The following is a 23,241-nucleotide window of genomic DNA, read 5'->3' as shown; positions in this document are numbered from 1 at the left end:
GGATACGCGTGATGTTGCGGATCGAAGGGCTGAACACGCATTACGGCAGCAGCCACGTGTTGCAGGGCGTGGACCTGGAGGTTCCGGCCGGAACGATCGGTGCCGTGCTGGGTCGTAACGGCGTCGGCAAGACGACCACGGTGCGCAGTATCATGGGGCTGGTGCGTCCGACATCCGGGCAGGTGCTGCTGGATGGCCAGGACATCGCCGGCTGGCCGCCGCACCTGATCGCGCGTGCCGGCGTTGCCTATGTGCCGGAAGGGCGGCTGATCTTTCCCGATCTGTCGGTGCTGGAAAATATTCGCGTCGGCGAACGCAGGCCCGCCAGGGTGTGGACGCTGGAGCGGCTGCTGGACCTGTTTCCCTCGTTGCGGGAGCGGTCCGGCAATCGCGGCTGGCAGCTTTCCGGCGGTGAGCAGCAGATGCTGGCGATCGCCCGCGCGCTGGTCAGCGATCCGCGCGTGGTGCTGCTGGACGAGCCGAGCCAGGGGCTTGCCCCGCTGGTGGTACGGGAACTCGGCGGAGTGATCCGCCGCCTGTGCGATGAAGGGGTCACGATCCTGCTGATCGAGCAGAACATGAAACTGGCCGAAGCGGTGGCCGATCAGCTTCATGTGATGGTCAAGGGCCGGATCGTCTATGCCGCCACCCCGACGGTGTTTCGCGCCGAGGAAGAAACCATCCGCGGCAAGTATCTGACGCTGTAGCGGTGGCGTCGGGCGGCTCGGTCGCGCATGGGGTGTGCAGGTCCCACCGGATGCGCGGCGCGCGCGGCGCGGCGGCACCGTTGTGATGCCGTCACGGCGTGCCGTGGGCCATCCACGGCTTCGTCCAGGACACTCCGCTGTGGCCCGGCACTGCCTACCGCCCCGCTAGGCGCGAGCAACAGAGACAACAGGCCCCCAGCAGCAAGTGCTGGAGGCCCGTGCTTCGCGCGGTCAATGCAAGCGGCGCGAGGCGATCAAGCCAACTCGAACCGATCCGCGTTCATCACTTTCGTCCAGGCCGCCACGAAGGAATCCGTGAAGAGGCCCGCCGCGTCATCGGTCGCATAGGCTTCGGACAGTGCGCGAAGCTGCGAGTTCGACCCGAAGACTAGGTCTACCCGCGTCGCGGTCCACTTCTTCGCGCCCGTCTTGCGGTCGGTGCCGACGAAGGACCCGTCATCCTGCGCCTCCCAGATCACGCTGGTCCCGCTCGCCACCAGGTTCCTGAAGAAGTCGTTCGTCAGCGTCTCCGGCCGGTCGGTGAACACGCCGTGCCTGGATCCGCCGACATTCGCGCCCAGTACCCGCAGGCCGCCGAGCAGCACCGTCATTTCCGGTGCCGTCAGGTTCAGCAGGTGAGAGCGGTTCACCAGCATCTCCTCCAGCGAGTACGGCGACGGAACGCCGGCAAAGTTGCGGAAGCCGTCGATCTTCGGTTCCAGCACCGCGTAGGACTCGACATCGGTCTGTTCCTGCGATGCATCGGTCCGGCCAGGGGTGAAGGGCACCGTCACCGTCTGGCCGGCCTTCTTCGCCGCCGCCTCGATCGCGGCGCAGCCGCCCAGCACGATCAGGTCTGCCAGCGAGACCTTCTTGCCGCCCGTCTGCGCGGCGTTGAAGGCTTTCTGGATGGCTTCCAGCTTGTCCAGGGCGACGGCCAGCTCCTTCGGCTCGTTCACCGCCCAATCCTTCGCGGGGGCAAGGCGGATGCGCGCTCCATTGGCGCCGCCGCGCTTGTCGGAGCCGCGGAACGTGGAGGCGGAGGCCCAGGCGGTAGCGACCAGGCGGGAGATGGACAGGCCGCTGGCCAGGATCTTCGTCTTCAGGTCGGCGATGTCGGCGGCATCGATCAGCGTGTGGTCGACCGGCGGGATCGGGTCCTGCCACAGCTTCGCCTCGGCCGGGACTTCCGGCCCAAGCAACCGTACATGCGGCCCCATGTCGCGATGGGTCAGCTTGTACCAGGCATCGGCGAACGCCTTGGCGAATGCGTCCGGATTCTCGAGGAAGTGTCTCGAAATCTTCTCATACGCAGGGTCGAACCGCAGCGACAGATCGGTCGTCAGCATGGTCGGTGCGTGACGCTTCGACGGGTCGTGGGCATCCGGCATGGCCTCGGACGGGTCGTAGTTCTTCGCCACCCACTGGTGCGCACCCGCCGGACTCTTGGTGAGTTCCCATTCGTATTTGAACAGGTTCTCGAAGAACAGATTGCTCCACTTGGTCGGCGTCTGAGTCCAGATGACTTCCAGGCCGCTGGTGATGGTCTGGTCGCCGTTGCCCTTGCCATAGCTGTTGCGCCAGCCCAGGCCTTGTTCCTCCAGCCCGGCGCCTTCCGGCTCCGGCCCGATATACTGCGCCGGGTCGGCGGCGCCATGGGTCTTGCCGAAGCTGTGTCCGCCGGCGATCAGGGCGACGGTTTCCTCATCGTTCATCGCCATGCGCGCGAATGTTTCGCGGATGTCGCGCGCCGCCTTCACCGGATCGGGTTCGCCGTTGGGGCCTTCCGGGTTCACATAGATCAGGCCCATCTGCACCGCGGCCAGTGGGTTTTCCAAGTCGCGTTCGCCGCTGTAGCGCTTGTCGCCCAACCACTCGCGCTCCGGCCCCCAATAGATATCGTTCTGCGGCTCCCACACATCGATGCGGCCGCCGCCGAAGCCGGCGGTCTTGAAGCCCATCGATTCCAGCGCGCAGTTGCCGGCCAGGATCAGCAGGTCGGCCCAGGACAGCTTGCTGCCGTATTTCTGCTTGATCGGCCATAGCAGGCGGCGGGCTTTGTCCAGGTTGGCGTTGTCTGGCCAGCTGTTCAGCGGCGCGAAACGCTGCGTGCCGTACCCGGCGCCGCCGCGGCCGTCGCCGATGCGATAGGTGCCAGCGCTGTGCCAGGCCATGCGGATGAACAACCCGCCATAGTGGCCGAAATCGGCCGGCCACCAATCCTGCGAGTCGGTCATCAGCGCGTAAAGATCCTGCTTCACCGCCTGAAGGTCGAGCGACTTGAACGCCTTGGCGTAGTCGAAGCCCGCCGGCATCGGATTGCCGGCCGGCGGGTTCTGATGCAGCACCGACAGGTCAAGCTGGTTCGGCCACCAGACCCGATTGGTCATCTCGAACAGGACGGCGTGGCCTTGCATCTGGCCGCCGTGCATGGGGCATTTGCTTTCGACGTTCATGACTACCTCCGCAGTGTTGTGGTGTTGGTCCCGCGCCAGGACATCGCACCCTTCTGTCTATTCGTCCAATCGATTAAATTTCTTAATGTAATCGATTTTAGCTATCACCAAAGATCGGTCAATCGCAGATCGATGACAGTATCGCCGGCTTCAACCCGTTAGAAGCCGCCTTCGGTCCGCGGCCATCGGTTTTACGCTGCCTCGCGTATCGTCAATCAAAATCCGCCGGAAAGCGACGTCAAGAGTGAAGCTGCCGGCGCACCGCCCGTCCGCCCCGACCCTGGCGTTTCGCCCCGCCGAGGCCACATAGGCGACCGTCAGGAAATCCGCTTCCCACCCTGCCGGGTCTCTGGCAAAACGGGAACGCAGGATGAACACGCAGCCCCAAAAAAGGGATCACACGCCTCATGGCCGGCAACATCCACGTGCGCGGCGCGCGGGAACATAACCTCAAGAATATTGACGTCGTCATCCCGCGTGACTCGCTGACGGTGCTGACCGGACTGTCCGGATCGGGCAAATCCTCTCTGGCCTTCGACACGATCTACGCCGAGGGGCAGCGTCGCTACGTGGAGTCCCTGTCCGCCTATGCGCGGCAGTTCCTGGAACTGATGGGCAAGCCCGATGTGGACAGCATCGAGGGTCTGTCGCCGGCAATTTCCATTGAGCAGAAGACGACCTCGAAGAACCCGCGTTCCACCGTCGGCACGGTGACCGAAATCCACGATTACATGCGTCTTCTCTGGGCCCGCGTCGGCGTACCGTATTCGCCGGCCACCGGTCTGCCGATCGAGGCGCAGACCGTCAGCCAGATGGTGGACCGCGTCATGACGATGCCGTCGGGCACGCGGTTGCTGCTGCTGGCGCCGGTGGTGCGTGACCGCAAGGGCGAATACCGCAAGGAGCTGGGGGAGCTGCAGCGTCGCGGCTTCACCCGTGTCAAGGTCGACGGCACGCTGTACGAGATCGGTGACGTTCCCGCCCTGAACCGCAAGATCAAGCATGAGATCGAGGCGGTGGTGGACCGCATCGCCGTGCGGGACGGCATCCAGCCGCGCCTTGCCGACAGTTTCGAGACTGCGCTGGGCCTGTCGGACGGCGTGGTCTACGCCGAGAACGCCGATAACGGTGAGCGTACCGTGTTTTCCTCACGCTTTGCCTGCCCGGTGAGCGGCTTCACCATCGAGGAGATCGAGCCGCGGCTGTTCTCGTTCAACTCGCCGCAAGGGGCCTGTCCGGCCTGCGACGGCCTGGGGGTCGAGACCTTCTTCGATCCGGACCTCGTGGTGCCCGACGAACGGCTGGGGCTGGCCGATGGTGCCATCGCACCCTGGGCCGGCGCGCAATCGCCATACTACGACCAGACGCTGCAAAGCCTGGCGAGGCATTTCAAGCAGACGACAAAGACCCCGTGGCGTGACCTGCCAGCTTCGGTGCGGGATGCGATCCTGAACGGCACCGGCGAACCGGTCGCGTTCACCTACAAGGATGGGGTCAGAGCGTATACCGTAACGAAACCGTTTGAGGGCGTGCTGAAGAATCTGCAGCGCCGCTGGCAGGAAACCGATAGCGCCTGGGTGCGCGAGGAGATGGCTCGTTACCAGGCGGAGAAGCCCTGCGCCGCCTGCGCCGGCGCGCGCCTGCGGCCGGAGGCGCTGTCGGTGCGGGTCGCCGGCAAGAACATTGCCGAGGCCTCGGAACTGTCGATCCGGCATGCGCAGCCCTGGTTCGAAAGCGTGCTGCCGCAATTGACGCCGCAGCGGCAGGAGATCGCCGGCCGCATCCTGCGGGAAATCAACGACCGGCTGCGCTTCCTGGTCGATGTCGGGCTGGACTACCTGACCCTGGCGCGCGGCTCTGCCACGCTGTCCGGCGGTGAATCGCAACGCATCCGGCTGGCCAGCCAGATCGGTTCCGGCCTGACCGGCGTGCTGTATGTGCTGGACGAGCCGTCGATCGGTCTGCACCAGCGTGACAACGAACGCCTGCTGGGCACGTTGCGGCGGCTGCGCGACCTGGGCAACACCGTCCTGGTCGTGGAGCATGACGAGGATGCGATCCGCGCGGCGGATCACCTGGTCGACATGGGGCCGGCCGCCGGGGTGAATGGCGGGCATGTGATCGCCCAGGGCACGCCGGCCGAGGTTGCCGCGAACCCGAAATCATTGACCGGGGACTACCTGTCCGGGCGGCGGATGATCCCGGTGCCGGCGCTGCGCAGGCCGGTGCAGAAGGACCGCATCCTGCGGGTGGTCGGTGCCCGCGCGAATAATCTCAAGAACGTAACCGCTGGTTTTCCGCTGGGCACCTTCACCTGTGTCACCGGCGTGTCGGGCGGCGGCAAATCCACCCTGGTGATCGACACGCTGTACAAGGCGGCCGCCCGCAAGCTGATGGGCGCCGGTCTGGTGCCCTCGGTGCATGACCGGATCGAGGGGCTGGAGAACCTGGACAAGATCATCGATATCGACCAGTCGCCGATCGGCCGCACGCCGCGCTCCAACCCCGCCACCTATACCGACCTGTTCGCCCCGATCCGCGACTGGTTCGCCGAACTACCGGACAGCCGGGCGCGAGGCTACAAGCCGGGGCGGTTCAGCTTCAATGTGAAGGGGGGCCGGTGCGAGGCGTGCCAGGGCGACGGTGTGCTGAAGATCGAGATGCACTTCCTGCCCGATGTCTTCGTGACCTGCGACACATGCAAGGGAAAACGCTACAATCGCGAAACATTGGAGATCAGGTTTCGCGACAAGTCGATCGCCGATGTCCTGGCGATGACAGTGGATGAGGCAGTGCCGTATTTCTCCGCCCAGACCCGTATTCATGACCGGCTGAAGATCCTGCAGCAGGTCGGCCTGGGCTACATCGCGCTGGGCCAGCAGGCCACCACGCTGTCCGGCGGGGAGGCGCAACGGATCAAGCTGTCGAAGGAACTGGCCCGGCGCGCCACCGGACGAACACTGTACATCCTGGACGAACCGACCACGGGCCTGCATTTCGAGGATGTTCGGAAACTGCTGGAAGTGCTGCACGCCCTCGTGGACCAGGGCAATACGGTCGTGGTGATCGAGCATAACCTGGAGGTCATCAAGACCGCGGACTGGATTCTGGACTTGGGGCCGGAGGGCGGTGACGGCGGTGGCCGGATCGTCGCCGAAGGTACGCCAGAGGACATCGTGATGAACCCCGACAGCCATACCGGCCGCTTTCTGGCCCCGCTGATGCGGGCCGCGGAACCGGTGAAGAAGGCGCGCCGGCGCGCGTAATGTGTCGGCGGCGTTATTGATTGACGCCAAAAATATCCGATTGATGCAATTGAAATCAGACCGGCCGGTGTCCGGAGCAAAACGGATTCAATGGCTCGTGTTATGCTCTGCAACAGTTTGATTTAAAAATGCGATTCACGCCTGCTGACGCCCGGATCCTGGCCGCTGGACTATGGCATGTTGCACCTCGACTGCTGCCTGTGACAGTGTAGGCTGGCTCAAACGGCAAAACCGGGCGGGAACGGACATGTGGGCGGCACCAGGCGATAACCTTGGCATGAAGACGCTATGGACCGATGCGCCGGATGCCTTGGACCAGTTGGGCGTACTGTATCGCGACAAGCTGATCTCGGACCAAACCCGTGACGATCTCGACCACTTCATCCGCCATGGCTACCTGATCCGGCGCAATGCCATTCAGCCGGCCCTGATCGACGCCTTCGTCCGGGATATTAGGACGCATCATCTCACACCCGGCATGTTCGTCACCACGGATCACCGCAGCGGATCGTCAAAACTGAAACTGTCCGGAACGACACCCGAGACTTTCGAAAGCCTGTTCGACCTGTATGTGAACCTGGAATCGGCGCGGCGGGTCTGTTTCCATCCGTCCATCGTGGGCTTTCTGGCTACCGTATTCCGAACCAGGCCGGTGGCGATGCAGCAGCTGTTGTTTCAGCGCAGCAATGGACATCTGGTGCACCAGGATACGTCGGTGGTGGCGGTGGAAGACCCTCTGCTGCTGGTGGCGAGTTGGATCGCGCTGGAGGATGTGGTGGAAGGCGCCGGCGAACTCGCCTTCTATGGCGGCAGCCATCGCCTGCCACATTATCTGTTCAAGGATGGCACCAAGCGGTTCGACGGCCAGGTCGATGACGGCGCGCGCTATGCCCAGGAACTCGATCAGGCCTGCCGGGACGCGGGCTATCCTTATGAGCGGTTCATGGCAAAGAAGGGCGATGTGCTGTTCTGGACAGCCGATCTGGTCCATCGCAGCCATCCGCGGGTCCTGCCCGACACCACCAGTCGACTGTCCTGTGTGACGCATTATTATCCCGCCACGACCGAACCGTTCTGGTTCCGATATTACAAAGGTCACAAGACGATCGTGCCGTATGACAGTTTCGCTGGCTATGTCAGCATGTACTACCCTCTGGACCAGTCGGTCATGGGCATGATACCGCCGGTGCTGCAGCAATAGGCCAGTCCGCCGCCGCTCCGTAACCGGCACGGCCGTCGCCGGCGGCGCCTCCGCGCGCAGCCCACTGGGGCGGCGGCACTGCCGGTGACAGCGTCCGCGTCGCGGCGGCCACCGGTCGGGCAGGCAACCATTCGCTCCCTCCGCGCGTTCGATCCCTGACCGAGAGGAACCATGTCGCGGCGCATCCAACATGACCGGCAAGCGACCGCATGACGGCCGTCTCACCCATTCGCACCGATATTCCCGCCCGTATCGACCGGCTGCCCTGGAGCCGGTTCCATCTGCTGGTGGTGATCGCCCTGGGCATCACCTGGGTTCTGGACGGTCTGGAAGTCACCATCATTGGCTCGATCGGACCGATGCTGACGCATCCAGGCACCCTGGCGCTGACCGACCAGGATATCGGGACCATCGCGGCGTGGTATGTGGCCGGTGCCGTGGCCGGGGCACTTCTGTTCGGCTGGATGACCGACCGGTTCGGCCGGCGCTCGATCTTCTATACCACGATCGGCGTCTATATCGTCGGGGTGCTTGCAACCGCCTTCGCCTGGGATTTCTGGTCGTTTGCCCTGGCACGTGCGCTGACCGGGTTCGGCATCGGCGGCGAATACGCGGCGATCAACTCGGCGATCGATGAACTCATGCCCGCCCGGCTGCGCGGCCGTATCGCGCTGTTCATCAACGGCAGCTACTGGGCCGGCGCGGCTGCTGGGGCAGGGGCCTCGCTGCCGCTGCTGTCCGGGACCTTCGTCAGCGTCGATACCGGCTGGCGTCTCGGCTTCGGCATCGGTGCGGTGTTCGGCATCTGCATCCTGGCGTTGCGGCGCTTCGTTCCCGAAAGTCCGCGCTGGCAGGTAACCCATGGCTTGGCGGAGGAGGCTGAGCACACCACCCGGACCATCGAAGACCAGGTGAGACGCAGCGTTGCCTCGGCGTTGCCGCCGGCCGGCCGCGTGCTGACCATTCACCCGCGCCGGGTCTTCGGTTTCGGCCTGATCGTGCGGGCCATGCTGACCCGGCATCCTGGCCGCAGCGCCCTGGCCCTGGCGCTGATGGTCGCGCAGGCCTTCCTGTACAACAGCGTGTTCTTCACCTATGGCCTCGTGCTCACCAGGTTTCACGCCGTGCCGGCAGGCCATGTCGGCGCCTATATCCTCCCGCTCACCCTCGGGAACTTCCTGGGCCCGATCTGCCTGGGGCCGCTTTTCGATACGATCGGGCGGAAACCGATGATCGCCGGCACCTATGCGGTCGCCGGCGCGCTGTTGGCCGGCGTGGCGTTCCTGTTCGGGTTCGACATGCTGAGTGCCTGGGGGCAGACGCTGTGCTGGATGGTGATTTTCTTCGTCGCGTCCGCCGCGGCCAGCTCCGCCTATTTGACGGCGAGCGAGATCTTTCCGCTGGAAACCCGGGCCATGGCGATCGCGCTGTTCTATGCCCTGGGGACGCTGCTGGGTGGCGTTACCGCGCCGGCCCTGTTCGGCTGGCTGATCGGTACCGGCGACATGTGGCTGGTCGCATACGGATATCTCTTCGCCGCCGGACTGATGATCGGGGCGGCGATATGTGAGGTGATCCTGGGCGTGGAGGCGGCCGGGCGGCCGCTGGAGGATGTGGCGGCACCGTTGTCGGAGCACTGACAGCGGTGCCGCCACATAAGAGGGTCAGGCGATGGCGCCGCCGATCGGGCCGGCGTTCGCCGCCCCCATATTGGGTACCGGGGCGCCGGCCTGGTTGCGCCGAGCCTGCCACAGCGCCACGAAATCGATGGGTTGCAGCAGCACGGGGGGGAAACCGCCGTCGCGGGTGACATCCGCCAGGATATTGCGCGCGAACGGGAACAGGATGCGCGGGCATTCCACCAGCAGCACGGGCTCGATCGCGTTTTCCGGCAGACCGCTCAGCGTGAAGACGCCGGCATAGGTCAGCTCCGCCACAAATACCGTCGGCGCGGGCATATGCGCCGCGTCGCCCTGATTGGCATTGTCGTGCGCCTCGGCCCGGATGATGATCGACACTTCGAAGGCATTCTGCCCGTCGGTAACCCGCCGGGCCTGAACATCCAGGTTGATCGCGACCTGTGGCTGGCTGCGCAGCGTGGTGAAAATCGCCGGCGCGCCGGGAACCTCGAACGACAGGTCCTTCACATACTGGATGTTGACCACCAGCGGCGGCGTCTGCTGGCCGGGTGGCTGGGTGCCCTGGGGGTTCTGGGCGGTTTCGGACATCTGTTATCTCCGTGTCGGATGCGGCGCCCGGTAACACGGTTGAGTTGACATTTCCAGGATTACGGCGCGGACATCCGGCTTTCCGCCGCGCCAACACGATCGCAAGGCCCAGGCCGGCCCGAAGGCCCCGTGGGGTCGGACGTCACGCCTGCCGGATCAGGCTTGCCAGGTCAGGCTTTCGGGACCGGGTTGCGACGGATCGCACCGCAGCCATTGTCCGTTCATCACGCTGCGCCCGGTCATCGAGAGAATGAAGCCCCAGTGGCTGACGACCAGGGTCTCGGCCCAATCCTCCCGGGCCGCCAGACTCTCCCGGAAACGGGCCGCTCGGCCCAGGATGGAGGATTCGGACTCCTCCCGGTCCGGCCACCAGACATCGTCGAGGTGGGAGAAATCGTGGTCCGGCCATTCTCGCGAAAGGACAGAGCAGGGGGAGCCGATATCGCACGCATACGCATAGCGCTCGCGGATCAGCGGCTCGATGACGACCGGCAGTCCCAGCAGGCGGGCGATCGGGTGCGCGGTCTGCAGCGCGCGAGTGTAAGGGGAAGCGATGATGCGGGTAATGCCCTCGGCGGCCAAAGCCTCTGCCGCGGCGTCGGCCTGCTCATGGCCCAGCCGCGTCAGGCGGGGGTCGATGATGCCCGGGTCGCGGCGGGTGACGCCGAAATGCAGGTTGAATTCGCTCTGGCCATGGCGCAGCAGGATCATGGTCCGGCCATAGCAGCGAGACCGCCAGGGCACAACGAAACGCCGGGGCCGGCGCTGGCCGCCGCGTGGTCGACAGGACCCGGGATCGCTGCGCGGTGCTAGTGCGAGTGTATCTGAGCACCCGAATACAAACTCCCGGCGTTAACGAGGCTGACGCGCCGGTTTCGCGCCGGGTTTTAGGCCGAGACCGCTCTCCACCGCCAGACTGGAGCGAAGGCGCGCATAGCCGGCCGAGACCATCGGGTAATCCGGCGACAAGCCCCATTTGCTGCGGTACTGCTCCGGCGTGAGGCCATGCACCTTCTGCAGGTGCCGTTTGAGCATCTTCATCCGCAGCCCGTCCTCCATGCATACCAGGTGATCGTCGCACACAGTCTGGCCGTAGATCGGATGGATGAAGCCCTCATGCCGCGCCGGGGGGCGATGAGCGGCGGCCTCACTCTCATATGCGTTCTGGTCAGCCGGCGCCGGCGCCGTCCATCCCGCGTCTGCCGCCAACGCGGCTAAGATTTTGTAAACACTATGAATAAGTGTCCCGACCTGTTCGGTTTCAACGGAATTATGTTCCAGATGAGCGGAGACGATCAGGGAAACAAGGGTCAAGAGACGAGGGTGCCGTTCGGCCATCGGATAGGGCTGCCCATGCATGAAATGGTGTTTTGACGTTTTTTTAACGTTCTATTAGAATTTTTTTACCGGTCAACCGGGTTGCGGCCGAATGTCGGCCGCCCCGCGTTTGAATCGGGTTCTCAGGTCGGATGAGGAGCGTGCAATGAGCGATCGGGTCGTAGAGGAAGCCTACAATCGGGTTCGCAGCCGATATTCCGATGAATCGTGGTTCGCGCTGCCGCCGCGCGCGGTGACGGACGCCATCTATCAGGAAATCCGCCGGATCGACGCCGAGCACATGCAGCAGGCGCCGACACCGTCCAGTGAGGCCGTGCGAGACGCTTTCGCAGCCTGAGACACCACGGTGTCTGCTGAACCGCGTCGCGGTGGGTCGCCTGTCGGCCGGACGCGTCGAAGGCTGGCGCCGCCGTCAGCCGAGGTTTTTCCTCGGTCCTCGGGTCGGGCAGCGGGTCAGCCAACGCCTGATGGTCGCGGGCGCGGCGGCCGGTTCGGGTGATTCACGCGGTTATCCTCGTTTTCATCCCGGATTCGTTTGTCAGGACTGCCCCGGCCCCTTATCTGTGCCGGATAAGGAGGTATCCAGCGCGATGGGTTCTGGCAGTTTTCCGATCGATCTGGTCCTGTTCGGGATGATCGCCGCGTTCCTGGTGCTGCGCCTGCGCAGCATCCTCGGCCGCCGCACCGGGTTCGAGCGCCCACCGCAGCCGGTGCAACCGGCGCCGCGCATGGCACAAGGCCCGGTGATCGACGGTAAGGTGGAACCTGCCGTGCCCGCTGCGCAGCAATCCGTGCCGGATCCGGCATCGCCGGTCGGCCAGACATTGGCGCGCATGCGGGACATCGATGGCACATTCGATCCCGGCCGGTTCCTGGGCGGCGTGGACCAGGCCTTCCGCATGATCGTGACCGCCTTCGCGCAAGGCGATCGGGTGACACTGCGCAATCTGTTGTCGGACGATACCTATCGCGCGTTTGAGGGCGCCATCAGCGCTCGCGAGGCCGCCAATGAAACCCAGGTCAGTGAAATCCGCAGCATCCAGCAGCTCGCGATCGAAGGGGCGGAGCTGAAGGGCAAGACCGGGCAGATCATGGTCCGGATCGTATCGGACCAGGTCAGCTACGCGCGGGACGCCGGCGGCAAGCCGCTGACCGGCACGGATGCGGTCACCGAGATCGTCGATCTGTGGACTTTTGAGCGGGACCTGGTCGCCTCGGATCCGACGTGGCGTCTGGTGGCGGCGCGCAGCGGCTGATATCAGCCGTCTTATGACGGATACGAAAAAGCGGGTGGGTCTGTTCGTGACCTGCCTCGTCGATCTGCACCGGCCCTCGATCGGTTTTGCCGCCATCCGCCTGCTGGAGCAGGCCGGCTGCGCGGTGGAAGTGCCGCGCGCGCAGACCTGTTGCGGCCAACCTGCCTATAACAGCGGCGACAGGGGCACCGCGCGGGATCTCGCTCTGGCGGTGCTGGATAGCTTCAGCGGCTTCGACTACGTCGTCGCCCCGTCAGGGTCCTGCGCCGGGATGCTGAAACACCATGTGCCGCATCTGTTCGACGACGATCCCAACCTGCGCGCCAAGGCGGACGCCTTGGCGGAACGGACCTTCGAGCTGGTGAGCTTCCTGACGGATGTGCTGCATGTCACCGATACCGGCGCGCGGTTCCAGCGTATTGTCACCTACCACGACAGTTGCTCCGGCCTGCGGGAGCTGGGTGTGAAGCAGCAGCCGCGCACCTTGCTGCGGGCAGCCGGCGCAACGATCGTGGAGATGAAGGAGCCGGAGATCTGCTGCGGGTTCGGCGGCACGTTCTGCGTCAAGTACCCGGATATCTCGATCCGCATGGTGTCCGACAAGATCGAGGACGCAGCCACCACCGGCGCCGACACGCTGCTGGCGGGCGACCTGGGTTGCCTGCTGAATATGGCGGGCCGAGCGCAGCGGCTGGGCAAGCCGTTACACGTGCGGCATGTGGCGGAAGTGCTGGCGGGTATGACGGATGCATTGCCTCCCATCGGCGAAGGGCCGCATTAGCGCGGACATCCGGCCATCGGCGCCGGCGATGCCATTCGGCGGCTACCCACTTGCCATATGCAGGGCTCACGCGCGCCGCCGGGATTGGCCTAGATTGTCATGATATCGTAGTTTGCCGCCGACAGACCCCATTCCTTTCCTGACGACAGGGACACACGTGCCAGACATTGCGATCACCCGGACTGCCCACCCGAAGACGCCGCCGGCGGACGATTCGCTGGCCTTCGGGAAGGTCTTCACCGATCACATGTTCCTGTTGAACTATGATGAAGGCCAGGGTTGGCACGATCCGCGCATCGTGCCGTACGGCCCGTTCACGCTGGATCCGGCCTGCTGTGTCCTGCACTACGGTCAGGCGATCTTCGACGGGCTGAAGGCCTTTCGTGGCGCGGATGGGCAGATCCGCCTCTTTCGGCTGCGCGATCATGCGCGGCGGGTGAACCGTTCCGGCCACTATCTGTGCATTCCGGAAATCGATCCGGAGATGATCGAGGAGTCGATCCGCAAGCTGGTGGAGGTGGATCAGAACTGGGTGCCGTCCAAGCCGGGCACCGCCCTGTATATCCGCCCGACCGTGATCGCGACCGAGACGTTCCTGGGCGTGCACCCGTCGCACTCTTATCTGTACTACGTCATCGTTGGTCCGGTCGGCGCGTACTACAAGGAAGGCATGAACCCGGTTCGCATCCTGGCGACCGACAAATATGTCCGGGCCGTGCAGGGTGGCATGGGCGCGGCGAAGACGGCGGGCAACTATGCCGCCTCGTTGTTCGGGGCGGAGCAGGCCGCGAAGGAAGGCTATACCCAGGTGCTGTGGCTGGATGGCGTCCACCATAAATACCTGGATGAGGTCGGCACGATGAACATCATGCTGAAGATCGGCGATGAGGTGATTACCCCGCCGTTGAACGGCTCCATCCTGGCCGGCATCACCCGCGATTCCACGCTGACATTGCTTCGCGACTGGGGGTTGCGCGTGTCGGAACGGCCGGTCTCCATCGATGAGGTGATTGCCGCCGCCAAGGCCGAAGACCTGGAGATGTGGGGTACCGGCACTGCCGCCGTGATCTCCCCGGTGGGTGAACTGGGCTATAAAGGCGAACGCTATGTCATCAATGGCGGCCGGACCGGCGCGCTGACACAGAAGCTGTATGACACCATCGTCGGCATCCAATACGGCACCCTGCCGGACAAGTTCGGCTGGACCACGACCCTGGGCAATCGTCGCGAAGGCTGATCTGGGCGGGTCGGCGTGCTGCGTCTGACCGAGGTCCGGCTACCGCTGGACCATCAGCCCGAGGCATTGCAGCAAGCGGTTCTGGAACGCCTGGATGTACCGCCGGCGGATATCCTGGATATCCGCATTGCCCGCCGGGGCTACGATGCGCGGCGGCGGTCGGCCATTGTCCTGGTCTATTCGCTGGACGTCGCCGTCCGCGATGAGGCGGCTGCGCGGATGCGCCATCCCGGTCTACGCCTCGCCCCCGACACCGCGTACCGGTTCCCCACGCACGTGACCGACCCGCGCGTGCGCCCAGTGGTGATCGGCACCGGACCGTGCGGGCTGCTCGCGGCGCTGACGCTGGCCGAAATGGGATTCCGTCCGATCATCCTGGAACGCGGCAAGCTCGTGCGAGAGCGGACACGCGACACCTGGGCCCTGTGGCGCCGCCGGGTGCTGAACACGGAAAGCAACGTGCAGTTCGGCGAGGGCGGGGCAGGCACTTTCTCCGACGGAAAGCTGTATTCCGGCATCAAGGACAATCGCCATCTTGGCCGGCGGGTGCTGGAGGTTTTCGTCGCGGCCGGCGCACCCGAAGAGATCCTGTGGGTCAGCAAGCCGCATATCGGCACGTTCCGCCTCGTCACGGTCGTGGAGGGTATCCGTGCTCGGATCGAGGCGCTTGGCGGCGAATACCGGTTCGGCTCCCGCGTCGATGACATCGTGCTGGATCATGACCGCCGGCTGCGCGCGGTGGTGCTGGCGGACGGATCCGAGGTGGCCACCGACGCGGCGGTGCTGGCGATCGGGCATAGTGCGCGCGACAGTTTCACCATGCTGCATCAGCGCGGGGTGGCGATCGAGGCAAAACCGTTCTCGATCGGGGTACGGATCGAGCATCCGCAATCGCTGATCGACAAGGCACGTTTCGGCCGCGCGGCCGGCAACCGGACGCTGGGCGCGGCGGACTACAAGCTGGTCCACCACGCCGGCAACGGCCGATCGGTCTATAGCTTCTGCATGTGTCCGGGCGGACGTGTGGTCGCGGCGACATCCGAGGAAGGCTGCGTCGTCACCAATGGCATGAGCCAGTATTCCCGCGCCGAGTTCAACGCCAATGCCGGGATCGTGGTGGGGGTCACACCGGCGGATTTTCCGGTGATGGATCATCCGGGAAATCCGTTGGGTGGGGTTGCATTCCAGCGCATGTGGGAGCGGCGGGCCTTCGCCGCGGGCGGCGGCACCTATGACGCGCCGGCCCAGCGCCTTGGCGACTTCCTGGCCGCTCGGGCGTCGACAGGGCTGGGTTCCGTCGTGCCTTCCTATCGGCCCGGCGTGCGCCCGGCCGATCTGGCCGCCTGCCTGCCGGACTTCGCCGTTGCGGCGATGCGGCAGGCCCTGGCCGCCTTTGGGCGGAACATTCCTGGCTTTGCCATGGACGACGCCGTCATGACGGGGGTGGAGACGCGCACTTCCTCGCCCATCCGCATCCGCCGTGGCGCCGATGGACAAAGTGTCAACACGATCGGACTGTTTCCGGCGGGGGAAGGAGCGGGGTACGCCGGCGGAATTCTGTCCGCGGGCGTGGATGGCATTCGCGCGGCAGAGGCGGTGGCCGCGGCGCTGACCGGCACGCCCCTGCCGGAACCGATGACGCGGACCGAGGCAACGCCGGGCGGCGTTTATGGGTAGATGCGGATGGCGCATCGCCTGGCAGTTGATTCCAGCCGGCATGGGTGTTGACCCGGTCCGCCGTTGCTTCCCGTCATGGCAAGCGAAGTCCCGCCAGCCATGGCTTTGCCTTGAGGCGCGGTTGCAGGGTGGGATTTTCGATGGAAGGCCGTGAATGACGGGTCTGCGCACGCCATCACGAAAGGGCGCGACGAGTCCCTTGCGCCGCATGAAATGAGACCGGCGGGACAGCTCGATCGTGGGTCGTCATGACGGCGCGTCGCCGTCCGGCAAGCCGTTCGGAAATGCCAGCTTGCGCAGGAAATCGGTCGAATAGTCGATTTCCTCGGGCCAGGTGAGGCCGGCGCCGCCATCCAGAACGCGCATCGTGGCGACGAAATAGTCGCCATCCCGCAGCGGTGTGAACCAGCCGCCGCGATCGATCACCGGCAGGAAATCCACCGTGCCGCGCAACCCGTCCGACCAGGTAATGGTCACCGTATGGTCGGATTGCGCGACGGCGCTTGTGATACCGTACAGCACGCGCCCGGGACTTTTAATCCTGGCTGCCCAAACGCGTAATGCGACCGGCGGTCATCCCGCCATCGATGACGAGTTCGGACCCGGTCATGTGGCTGGACAGGTCGGAGGCCAGGAACAGGATGCCATTGGCGATCTCCTCGGGTTCGCCGGCCTTGCCCATCGGCACGCTTGCCGGCGCCATGGCATAGGGGTCGATCGGCCGGTTCTGGCCGACGGGAATCTTCGTCCAGATCGGGGTTGCAATGATGCCCGGATGGACCGAGTTCACTCGGATGCCGTCATGTGCCTGCGCGCATTCCAGGGCCATCGACTTGGCGAACAGTCGTACCGCGCCCTTGGTCGCGCTATAGCCTGCCAGGCCGGCCGATCCGCGCAGGCCGGCGACTGACGACAGCATGATGATCGACCCGCCATGGCCGAAACGGCGCATCACGGGGATACAATACTTTACCGTAAGGAAAACGCCATCGACATTGATTGCCATCTGGCGGCGCCAGTCCTTCAGCGACATGTCGATGGCGTTGCCCATGATGCCGATACCGGCATTTGCCACGACGATGTCGAGCCGTCCGAGCTTTTCGGCGGCGGCGGCGACGGACGGCCAGGTGTCCTCGTCGGTGACGTCATGGTGCAGGTAGATGCCGCCCACTTCCTCGGCAACCGCCGCTCCGGCCTTGTCGTCCAGGTCGGTCAGCACCAGCCGGGCACCTTCCTTCGCCAGTGTCCGCGCGGTGGCAGCGCCGATTCCCATCGCGGCCCCGGTAATGATGCCGACCCGGCCATCTAGCAAGCCCATTGGTTTACCCCTGTCGTTGTGGCCCGTTCATCGCATCAAGCCATGATGCTTCCAAGGGCCTTCCGTGACCCCCGTATACTCTCACCATGACCTCATACTCTCCATGACCTCCGTGTCGGGATTGCTCAAAGCGGAAGGAACCCGGACAGCGTCCGGGAATCCCTGGGATTTCGGCGTCTCGGCCTGCCCGTTAACCTCTCCCGCCTTATTACTGGGGCAACCGTCCCATGCCCACCGCTTAACGATCCGCTCCGGTCACCGGAGCGGCGCAGTTTGGGGAAGGGGCGGGGACGATGCCAAACCGTCCCCGCGTGCCGCGCGTGCCGGAGGTTCCGGCTGACCGCCTATCGTACGAACCCGGCCAGTTCGTCGGCGGCCCAGTTCTGCACGTCCTTCACCGACTGGCCGCTCTTGAGCTTTGCCAGCATGGTCGGCAGCGTGCCGCGGTTGTAGATCTGCACGGCGATTTCCGGTGGTGCGGGCGCGACGGCGATCCAGTTCTTCTGATGATGCGACTCGCGGATCGGGTAGTGGTAGACCGTGCCCTTCGGCGGCTCGACCTCCTGCCAGATCTTGAAGTCGGACATACTGGCGAAGGGCGGCACGTCATAGCCGGAGCTCGCGTTGCAACGCTCCTCGACATACTCCCGTTGGCACAGATATTCGATCAGCTCCTTCGCCGCGGTCTTGTTCGGGCTGAAACCCCAGATTCCCAGGGAAAACGCGCCGATCGGCAGGAACCGTCCCTTTGGTCCCTTGGGCGCCGGGAAGGTCCAGCAATCCTTCGCCACGTCCGGCGCGTCGCGCTTGGCGACCGCCCAGGCCGAAGGCGGGTTCCAGATCAGCGCGCTCTTGCCGGCGATCAGCGCGCGGTTGTTCGATGCGTCGTCATAGCTGACGGCATCATCCGGCAGGTATTTCACCAGTTGCTGAGCATATTCCAGCACTTGCCGCACCGCGTCGGAATCAACGGTGACCTGGCCCTCGGCACTGACCACCTCGGCGCCGAAGGCGGCGAACATGGACCCGGCGGTGTCCACCGAGTCCGGTGTCGTGCCCAGGCCGATCCCGAAAGTCATGTTGGCTTTCTTGCAGGCCTCGGCGGCCTTCAGCATCGTATCGTAGGTCCAGTTGTCCGCCTCGGCGGCCGCCGGCGCGGATGGCGGATACATCTTCACGACGTCCAGGCCGGCGGCTTCCTTCAACACGGAGATGCGGCCGCACGGTCCCTTGTTCTGATTGCCGGAGCTGAACGGGACAGCGAGCCACTTGCCCTTGGCGGTGAACAGATACTTGCTGATATCGGCAACCGGCCCGTATTTCGCGAGCAGCCGGTTCATCACGTCATCGATCGGTTCGAGCTGATCGGCGTGGTTCTGTACTTCCCAGCCGGGAAATTGCTGGATGTCATGGCCGGTGCGTGCCTGTGCCTCGGCGGCCTGTGTCAGGATGTTCTTGCCGCCATTGGACGTGATGAAATCGATCTGTACCTCAACCTGATTGGCCTTGGAAAACGCCTCGCACTGCTTGCGCAACGCGTCGTTGCCTGCCGGCACCCAATGATCCCAGAATCCCACCGATACCTTCCCCGCCGCCCGGCCGGTGCGGATATGCACCAGCGGCAGGGCCGTGGCGGCAGCGCCGATTTTCAACGCGGTCCGGCGCGACAGTCTCGTCGATTTCATGGTCGTATGAGCCTCCAGTGGTTGTTTCTCAGCCAGCCGCGCGATGCGGACTGTCAGGAACGCCTTGTTGTCAGCAGGCTAATGCAGAATGTCAGGCTGGCACAATATCTGTCCTGATGCCGTGTGGTGACATCTGCTTCAGAAATGACATTTGATCTATAAAAGCTGAAGGATGATGAAGCTGGCCACCGCGGCGAAATACAGCGTGGCGATGCCCAGCCGGACCTGGCGGGCATGACGCGGGAACAGCCGGGGGCTTAACAGGAAGGCCGCCATCGTCGTGCCGGTGACGATCTGGGCGGCCCGTATGGTTTCAGATGAGACGTGATCCAGCAGCACGTCCGCGTTGTCGGCTATTCCTGCGGGTAACGCCAGGGGTCGGACGGCTGGGCGGCGGTCTCATCGATCGTCCATTGCGGCAGCGCCAGGCCCGGCGCGACATCGGAGAACACCATGCGCAGCCGTGTACCGATGCCGACCTTCTTCACCATCTCGGGCGGGGCAAGCTGTCCGTCCGGCGTCGCCAGATTGCCGACCACGCGCAGCGCCTCGTCCGGCGTCGGCTGGCCCTTCTGCGTATCCAGGTCGACCACCAGGATCATATAGGGTGTCTTGCCCTTGAAGGCGGGCTGAATGGCGTGATGCACCTCGGCATAGGAATGCACCGCGCCTTTGCCCTCGACCGCCGTCCATGTCGCTTTCGGGCTGGCGCACCATGGGCAGCCGGTGGTCGGCGGATAGCGCAGCAGGCCGCAATCGTCGCATTTCTGCAGATGGAAGTCGTGCGCGGCGCAATGTTGGAAATAGTCGATGTTCTCGTGGTCGAGATCATCGAGCGTCAGGTTCATTCCCAGATAGTTGCCCTGGACGGTCATTGCCCGTTCCCTCCACTCAGTTGCTCAACGCCTGGTCCGCGTCGCCGGCGCCCCGCGCCCGCGGCGGCCCCGCGTTACACGCCGCGCCGCATGACCATCGCCGAGGTGGTCATCGGGTTGGCCCAGCCCAGGTTGGCGGTGACCTCGATGTCCTTCACCTGGCGGCAGCCGCCCTCGCGGTAGTCGTGCGTGTGCATGCGCTTGCCGTCCGGTCCCATCGGGCAGGAATCGTCCACGTCATGGCGCAGTTGCCGGACATTCTCGATCACCATGTTCATGCCGTGCGTGTAACCTTCGCACAGATGCCCGCCAGAGGTGTTGTTCGGCCGCTTGCCCCCCAGGCGCGTGATGCCCGAGGATACATACTCCCCGCCCTCGCCTTTCTTGCAGAAGCCGTAATCCTCCAGTTGCAGCATCGACGTGAAGGTGAACGCGTCATAGGCGCCGGTCGCGTCCACGTCCTCGGGGCCGACGCCGGCGTTCGGCCACAGGATCTCCTTGGCGTAGTAGCCGCCAACGCGCTCGATCGGGCCATGCTGGTAGTGCATGTCCATGCGCGGCTTGCTGCACCGTCCGACGACACCGCGGATCAGCGCCGGCGTATGCCGCATATCCTTCGCGCGGTCCGCCCGGGTTACGATGATCGCGGTCGCATTGTCGGTCTCCACACAGCAATCCAGCAGGTGCAGCGGCTTGCAGATGATGCGGCTGTTCAGCACGTCATCCACCGTGTAGCGCTTCTTGTAATAGGCCTTCGGGTTGTTGGACGCATGCTCCGAATGGACCACCTTCACCATGGCCAGCTGCTCAGGCTTCGTTCCATACACGTGCATGTGGCGCATGAAGGACGGCGCGAACATCTGTCCGGCGCTCTGCCAGCCATAGGCGCGGTTGTGCAATGCCTCGCCATTGACGGGCGCCGCCGACCGCGCGCCGGTGCCGCCGATGCGCACCTGCGAAAAGCCGTTCATCGCGCGGAAGATCGCCACGCAGTTGCACAGGCCGGCCTCCATCACGCCGATGGCGATGCCGATCAGCGCCTCGGTCGAGGAGCCGCCGCCATAGCAGTCCATGAAGAAGTTCAGGCGGGCACCGATGTCGCCGGCCATGAAAGTGGAGGGCGTGCTGTCATTGTTGGAGTAGGACAGCATGCCGTCGATGTCGGACGGCTTCAGCCCGGCATCGGCGATCGCGTTACGCAGCGCCCAGGTGCCCAGCGCCCGCGTCGTCTTGTCCGATCCGCGCGTATAGGTGGTCTCGCCCACGCCCACGATCGCATATTTGTCGCGCAGGTATTTCGGCGTCGAGACATCGGTGTCGGCCGGCAACGGCATGACGCGTCCTCCCCCTTCTGGTTGACCGGAAGCGTGAGCGCTTCGGCCACACCAGTCAACCGGTGCGACCTCCGGTGCCTGTTTTCCCGATGATGCCACGCTTTCCGCACGATGCTGGCCAGACGAGGGCGCCGCCTTCGTGCCGGCACTGCCTTCCTGCCGGCACTGCCTTCGTGCCGGTACCACCTTCGTGCCGGTCAGGCCGCGTTGGCAACGTCCGCGGCCAGCCTTGCATCCAGCGCCGCATCCAGCTCCGCCCGCCGCTGCCATAAGGAGCGATACCAGGCGATCCGCGGCTCGACCTGATAGGCGAGCATCCGCTCCGTCTCGACATAGTGGCGCGCAGCGTCCCCCATCGCCCTGGCGGCATTCGGATCGTCCAGCAGGCGCCGCAGGTTCTGGTAGAGTTCACTCGGATCACGGAACAGCAGGCCGGTCCGTCCATGCTGGATGCTGTCGCTGTACACCACGGTGCTGGCCAGCGCGGTCGCCCGGCAGGCGCCGCATTCGATGAATTTCAGGTCCGACTTGGCGCGGTTGAACGGCGTGTCGGCCAGGGGCATGAAGCAGATCTCCGACGTGCCCAGCAGATGCAGATAGGTCTCATAGTCGCAGGTCGGGGTGAACGCCTTGTGCGGGGTGTCGAGCGCCTCGAAGAAGTGGCGGTCGTGGACCACCTGGAACCGCAGGCGCCGGCCGAACATCCGGGCGACCGTGTTGATCACGTCCATCAGCGGCTGCCAGCACTGCTCGCGGTTCAGCGCACCGAAGAACAATGTCATGCTGTCCGGATCATGAAAATTATGGATGGGAGGCAGCGTCGCCACCGCGTTGGGAAAGATTGCGATCTCGGGGTTGTAGCGGCGCAGGACGGTGGCCAGGGTCGGCGTGCTGGTCTGCAAGGCGTGCACCCCGCGAAACGTCAGGTCGCCGCCCATGCGCATCATGTTGAAATAATCCGGATGGTCATCGAACTCGGTGATCACCAGATAGCCCGATGTCCGCAATGCCCGAATCAGCGCATGTCCGCGCTGCGCGGCCAGCGCCGGACGGTGCAGGACGAAGATGCGCGGCGTGTCATCCGGCGGCGGCTGGGCGGTCATGTGTTCCGTCACCCGGACGGTGGCCAGCGGATCGGAACCGATCGCGGCCAGGGGATGCACCACGCGGACATGGGATACGCCACCCACCGGTTCCAGCATGCTGCCCGAGACGATCAGACGCTCCCCATCCGTCTTACGAACGCGCCAGACATGATGCGAGGCACAGGCGCGTCTTGCGTAATCGTCCGGGTCCACGCCCAGCGCCGCCAAAGCGGGCGTCATGGCCGTGACGAAGGCCTCGGCCTCATGCTTGGCCGGTTCCTCCAGCGTGACGTCGCAAAGGGCCAACCCGATGTCCAGCAGGCCTTGCCGCAGCCCGTCGAGGGAAAAGACCGGCGGCACGGCGGGCACCATCAGATCTGCCTCGTCCGCATCCGCGCCCCGCAGCAGGCGCCGCGTCAGGCGCCAATACTCGGCGTTGGGGACCTTGATCAGCATCATGCCGTCGGTGGCGAGGGCGGACATATGCCGGCGCAGCCGGACGAATGGCTCGGCCGACCGCTCCAGCGCGCGGTCATAGACAATGCAGTCGATCCGGCCATCAGCGTCGTCCAGCGGCAGCGCATGCGGTCCACCATCGACCGCGACCGCGTCGAAATCGGCCTCCAGGGCCGGGATCGTGGCCGGATCGGACACCAGCGCCAGCAATCGCGCCCGCGGGTTCATCCGCCGGTATGCCATCGCCAGGGCACCGTCGGGGCAGTCGATCATGAGAACGGTTCGCGCGGACAGGGGAATCCGCCGCAAGAGTTCCGGATCGGCAGTTTGAGGCATGGGCG

20 protein-coding genes are annotated in these 23,241 nt (G+C 64.9%); 9 read left to right on the top strand and 11 right to left on the bottom strand.

Annotation, left to right across the window (positions count from 1 at the left end):
* The first annotated feature begins 11 nt into the window (after positions 1 to 11).
* Complete coding sequence (locus VHC04_RS00560) at positions 12 to 707, top strand: ABC transporter ATP-binding protein (protein WP_325676842.1); 696 nt, start codon at positions 12 to 14, stop codon at positions 705 to 707.
* 254 nt (positions 708 to 961) lie between these two features.
* Here VHC04_RS00560 and katG read toward each other — a convergent pair whose 3' ends face one another.
* Positions 962 to 3,163 carry a catalase/peroxidase HPI gene (katG, locus tag VHC04_RS00555; protein ID WP_325676840.1) on the bottom strand — a complete coding sequence of 734 codons (2,202 nt, stop codon included), beginning with the start codon at positions 3,161 to 3,163 and terminating at the stop codon, positions 962 to 964.
* Positions 3,164 to 3,570: 407 nt separating this feature from the next.
* On the opposite strand from katG, the gene uvrA reads away from it, so the two are divergent.
* From uvrA to VHC04_RS00540, 3 genes are all read left to right on the top strand, one after another.
* Positions 3,571 to 6,429 (top strand): excinuclease ABC subunit UvrA, encoded by a 2,859-nt coding sequence (gene uvrA, locus VHC04_RS00550; protein ID WP_325676838.1) that lies wholly within the window; start codon positions 3,571 to 3,573, stop codon positions 6,427 to 6,429.
* Positions 6,430 to 6,706: 277 nt separating this feature from the next.
* A complete protein-coding gene (locus tag VHC04_RS00545; protein ID WP_325676836.1) occupies positions 6,707 to 7,630 on the top strand; it encodes a phytanoyl-CoA dioxygenase family protein in 924 nt (307 codons plus the stop codon).
* A 209-nt stretch (positions 7,631 to 7,839) separates the two neighbouring features.
* A complete protein-coding gene (locus VHC04_RS00540; RefSeq protein WP_325676834.1) occupies positions 7,840 to 9,270 on the top strand; it encodes an MFS transporter in 1,431 nt (476 codons plus the stop codon).
* A gap of 24 nt (positions 9,271 to 9,294) precedes the next feature.
* On the opposite strand, the gene secB is transcribed toward VHC04_RS00540, so the two are convergent.
* The 3 genes from secB to VHC04_RS00525 form a co-directional block, all read right to left on the bottom strand.
* Positions 9,295 to 9,858, bottom strand: coding sequence for a protein-export chaperone SecB (gene secB / locus VHC04_RS00535; RefSeq protein WP_325676832.1), 564 nt, complete (start codon positions 9,856 to 9,858; stop codon positions 9,295 to 9,297).
* Between the two features lie 156 nt (positions 9,859 to 10,014).
* Positions 10,015 to 10,569 (bottom strand): histidine phosphatase family protein, encoded by a 555-nt coding sequence (locus tag VHC04_RS00530; RefSeq protein ID WP_325676830.1) that lies wholly within the window; start codon positions 10,567 to 10,569, stop codon positions 10,015 to 10,017.
* A gap of 141 nt (positions 10,570 to 10,710) precedes the next feature.
* The gene (locus VHC04_RS00525; RefSeq protein ID WP_325676828.1) at positions 10,711 to 11,196 is read right to left on the bottom strand and encodes a MucR family transcriptional regulator; all 486 of its coding nucleotides are present in this window, start codon (positions 11,194 to 11,196) and stop codon (positions 10,711 to 10,713) included.
* Positions 11,197 to 11,341: 145 nt separating this feature from the next.
* Here VHC04_RS00525 and VHC04_RS00520 point away from each other — a divergent pair, with 145 nt between their 5' ends.
* The 5 genes from VHC04_RS00520 to VHC04_RS00500 all read left to right on the top strand — a co-directional run bounded on the left by VHC04_RS00520 (position 11,342) and on the right by VHC04_RS00500 (position 16,147).
* The gene (locus tag VHC04_RS00520) at positions 11,342 to 11,533 is read left to right on the top strand and encodes a hypothetical protein (RefSeq protein ID WP_325676826.1); all 192 of its coding nucleotides are present in this window, start codon (positions 11,342 to 11,344) and stop codon (positions 11,531 to 11,533) included.
* A gap of 253 nt (positions 11,534 to 11,786) precedes the next feature.
* The gene (locus VHC04_RS00515) at positions 11,787 to 12,452 is read left to right on the top strand and encodes a Tim44/TimA family putative adaptor protein (protein WP_325676824.1); all 666 of its coding nucleotides are present in this window, start codon (positions 11,787 to 11,789) and stop codon (positions 12,450 to 12,452) included.
* 13 nt (positions 12,453 to 12,465) lie between these two features.
* A complete protein-coding gene (locus tag VHC04_RS00510; RefSeq protein WP_325676822.1) occupies positions 12,466 to 13,233 on the top strand; it encodes a (Fe-S)-binding protein in 768 nt (255 codons plus the stop codon).
* Between the two features lie 157 nt (positions 13,234 to 13,390).
* Positions 13,391 to 14,470 (top strand): branched-chain amino acid aminotransferase, encoded by a 1,080-nt coding sequence (locus VHC04_RS00505; RefSeq protein ID WP_325676820.1) that lies wholly within the window; start codon positions 13,391 to 13,393, stop codon positions 14,468 to 14,470.
* Positions 14,471 to 14,485: 15 nt separating this feature from the next.
* Positions 14,486 to 16,147 (top strand): NAD(P)/FAD-dependent oxidoreductase, encoded by a 1,662-nt coding sequence (locus tag VHC04_RS00500; RefSeq protein WP_325676818.1) that lies wholly within the window; start codon positions 14,486 to 14,488, stop codon positions 16,145 to 16,147.
* Positions 16,148 to 16,393: 246 nt separating this feature from the next.
* On the opposite strand, the gene VHC04_RS00495 is transcribed toward VHC04_RS00500, so the two are convergent.
* The 7 genes from VHC04_RS00495 to VHC04_RS00465 form a co-directional block, all read right to left on the bottom strand.
* On the bottom strand, positions 16,394 to 16,669 hold the full coding sequence (locus tag VHC04_RS00495) for a DUF2442 domain-containing protein (RefSeq protein WP_325676816.1): 276 nt from the start codon (positions 16,667 to 16,669) through the stop codon (positions 16,394 to 16,396).
* 13 nt (positions 16,670 to 16,682) lie between these two features.
* Positions 16,683 to 17,465, bottom strand: a complete 783-nt coding sequence (locus tag VHC04_RS00490; protein WP_325676814.1) for a glucose 1-dehydrogenase — start codon at positions 17,463 to 17,465, stop codon at positions 16,683 to 16,685.
* A gap of 344 nt (positions 17,466 to 17,809) precedes the next feature.
* On the bottom strand, positions 17,810 to 19,150 hold the full coding sequence (locus VHC04_RS00485) for an ABC transporter substrate-binding protein (protein WP_325676812.1): 1,341 nt from the start codon (positions 19,148 to 19,150) through the stop codon (positions 17,810 to 17,812).
* 156 nt (positions 19,151 to 19,306) lie between these two features.
* On the bottom strand, positions 19,307 to 19,489 hold the full coding sequence (locus tag VHC04_RS00480; RefSeq protein WP_325676810.1) for a hypothetical protein: 183 nt from the start codon (positions 19,487 to 19,489) through the stop codon (positions 19,307 to 19,309).
* Between the two features lie 14 nt (positions 19,490 to 19,503).
* On the bottom strand, positions 19,504 to 20,025 hold the full coding sequence (locus VHC04_RS00475; protein ID WP_325676807.1) for a Zn-ribbon domain-containing OB-fold protein: 522 nt from the start codon (positions 20,023 to 20,025) through the stop codon (positions 19,504 to 19,506).
* A 74-nt stretch (positions 20,026 to 20,099) separates the two neighbouring features.
* Positions 20,100 to 21,359 (bottom strand): thiolase C-terminal domain-containing protein, encoded by a 1,260-nt coding sequence (locus tag VHC04_RS00470; RefSeq protein WP_325676805.1) that lies wholly within the window; start codon positions 21,357 to 21,359, stop codon positions 20,100 to 20,102.
* Positions 21,360 to 21,556: 197 nt separating this feature from the next.
* Positions 21,557 to 23,236 (bottom strand): glycosyltransferase family protein, encoded by a 1,680-nt coding sequence (locus VHC04_RS00465; RefSeq protein ID WP_325676803.1) that lies wholly within the window; start codon positions 23,234 to 23,236, stop codon positions 21,557 to 21,559.
* Positions 23,237 to 23,241: the final 5 nt, after the last annotated feature.

Origin of the sequence: Rhodopila sp., assembly GCF_035548095.1 — a bacterium.
Lineage (GTDB): Bacteria > Pseudomonadota > Alphaproteobacteria > Acetobacterales > Acetobacteraceae > Rhodopila.
The sequence above is the reverse complement of the archived record's forward strand: the minus strand, read 5'-3'. Positions and strand labels throughout refer to the sequence as shown.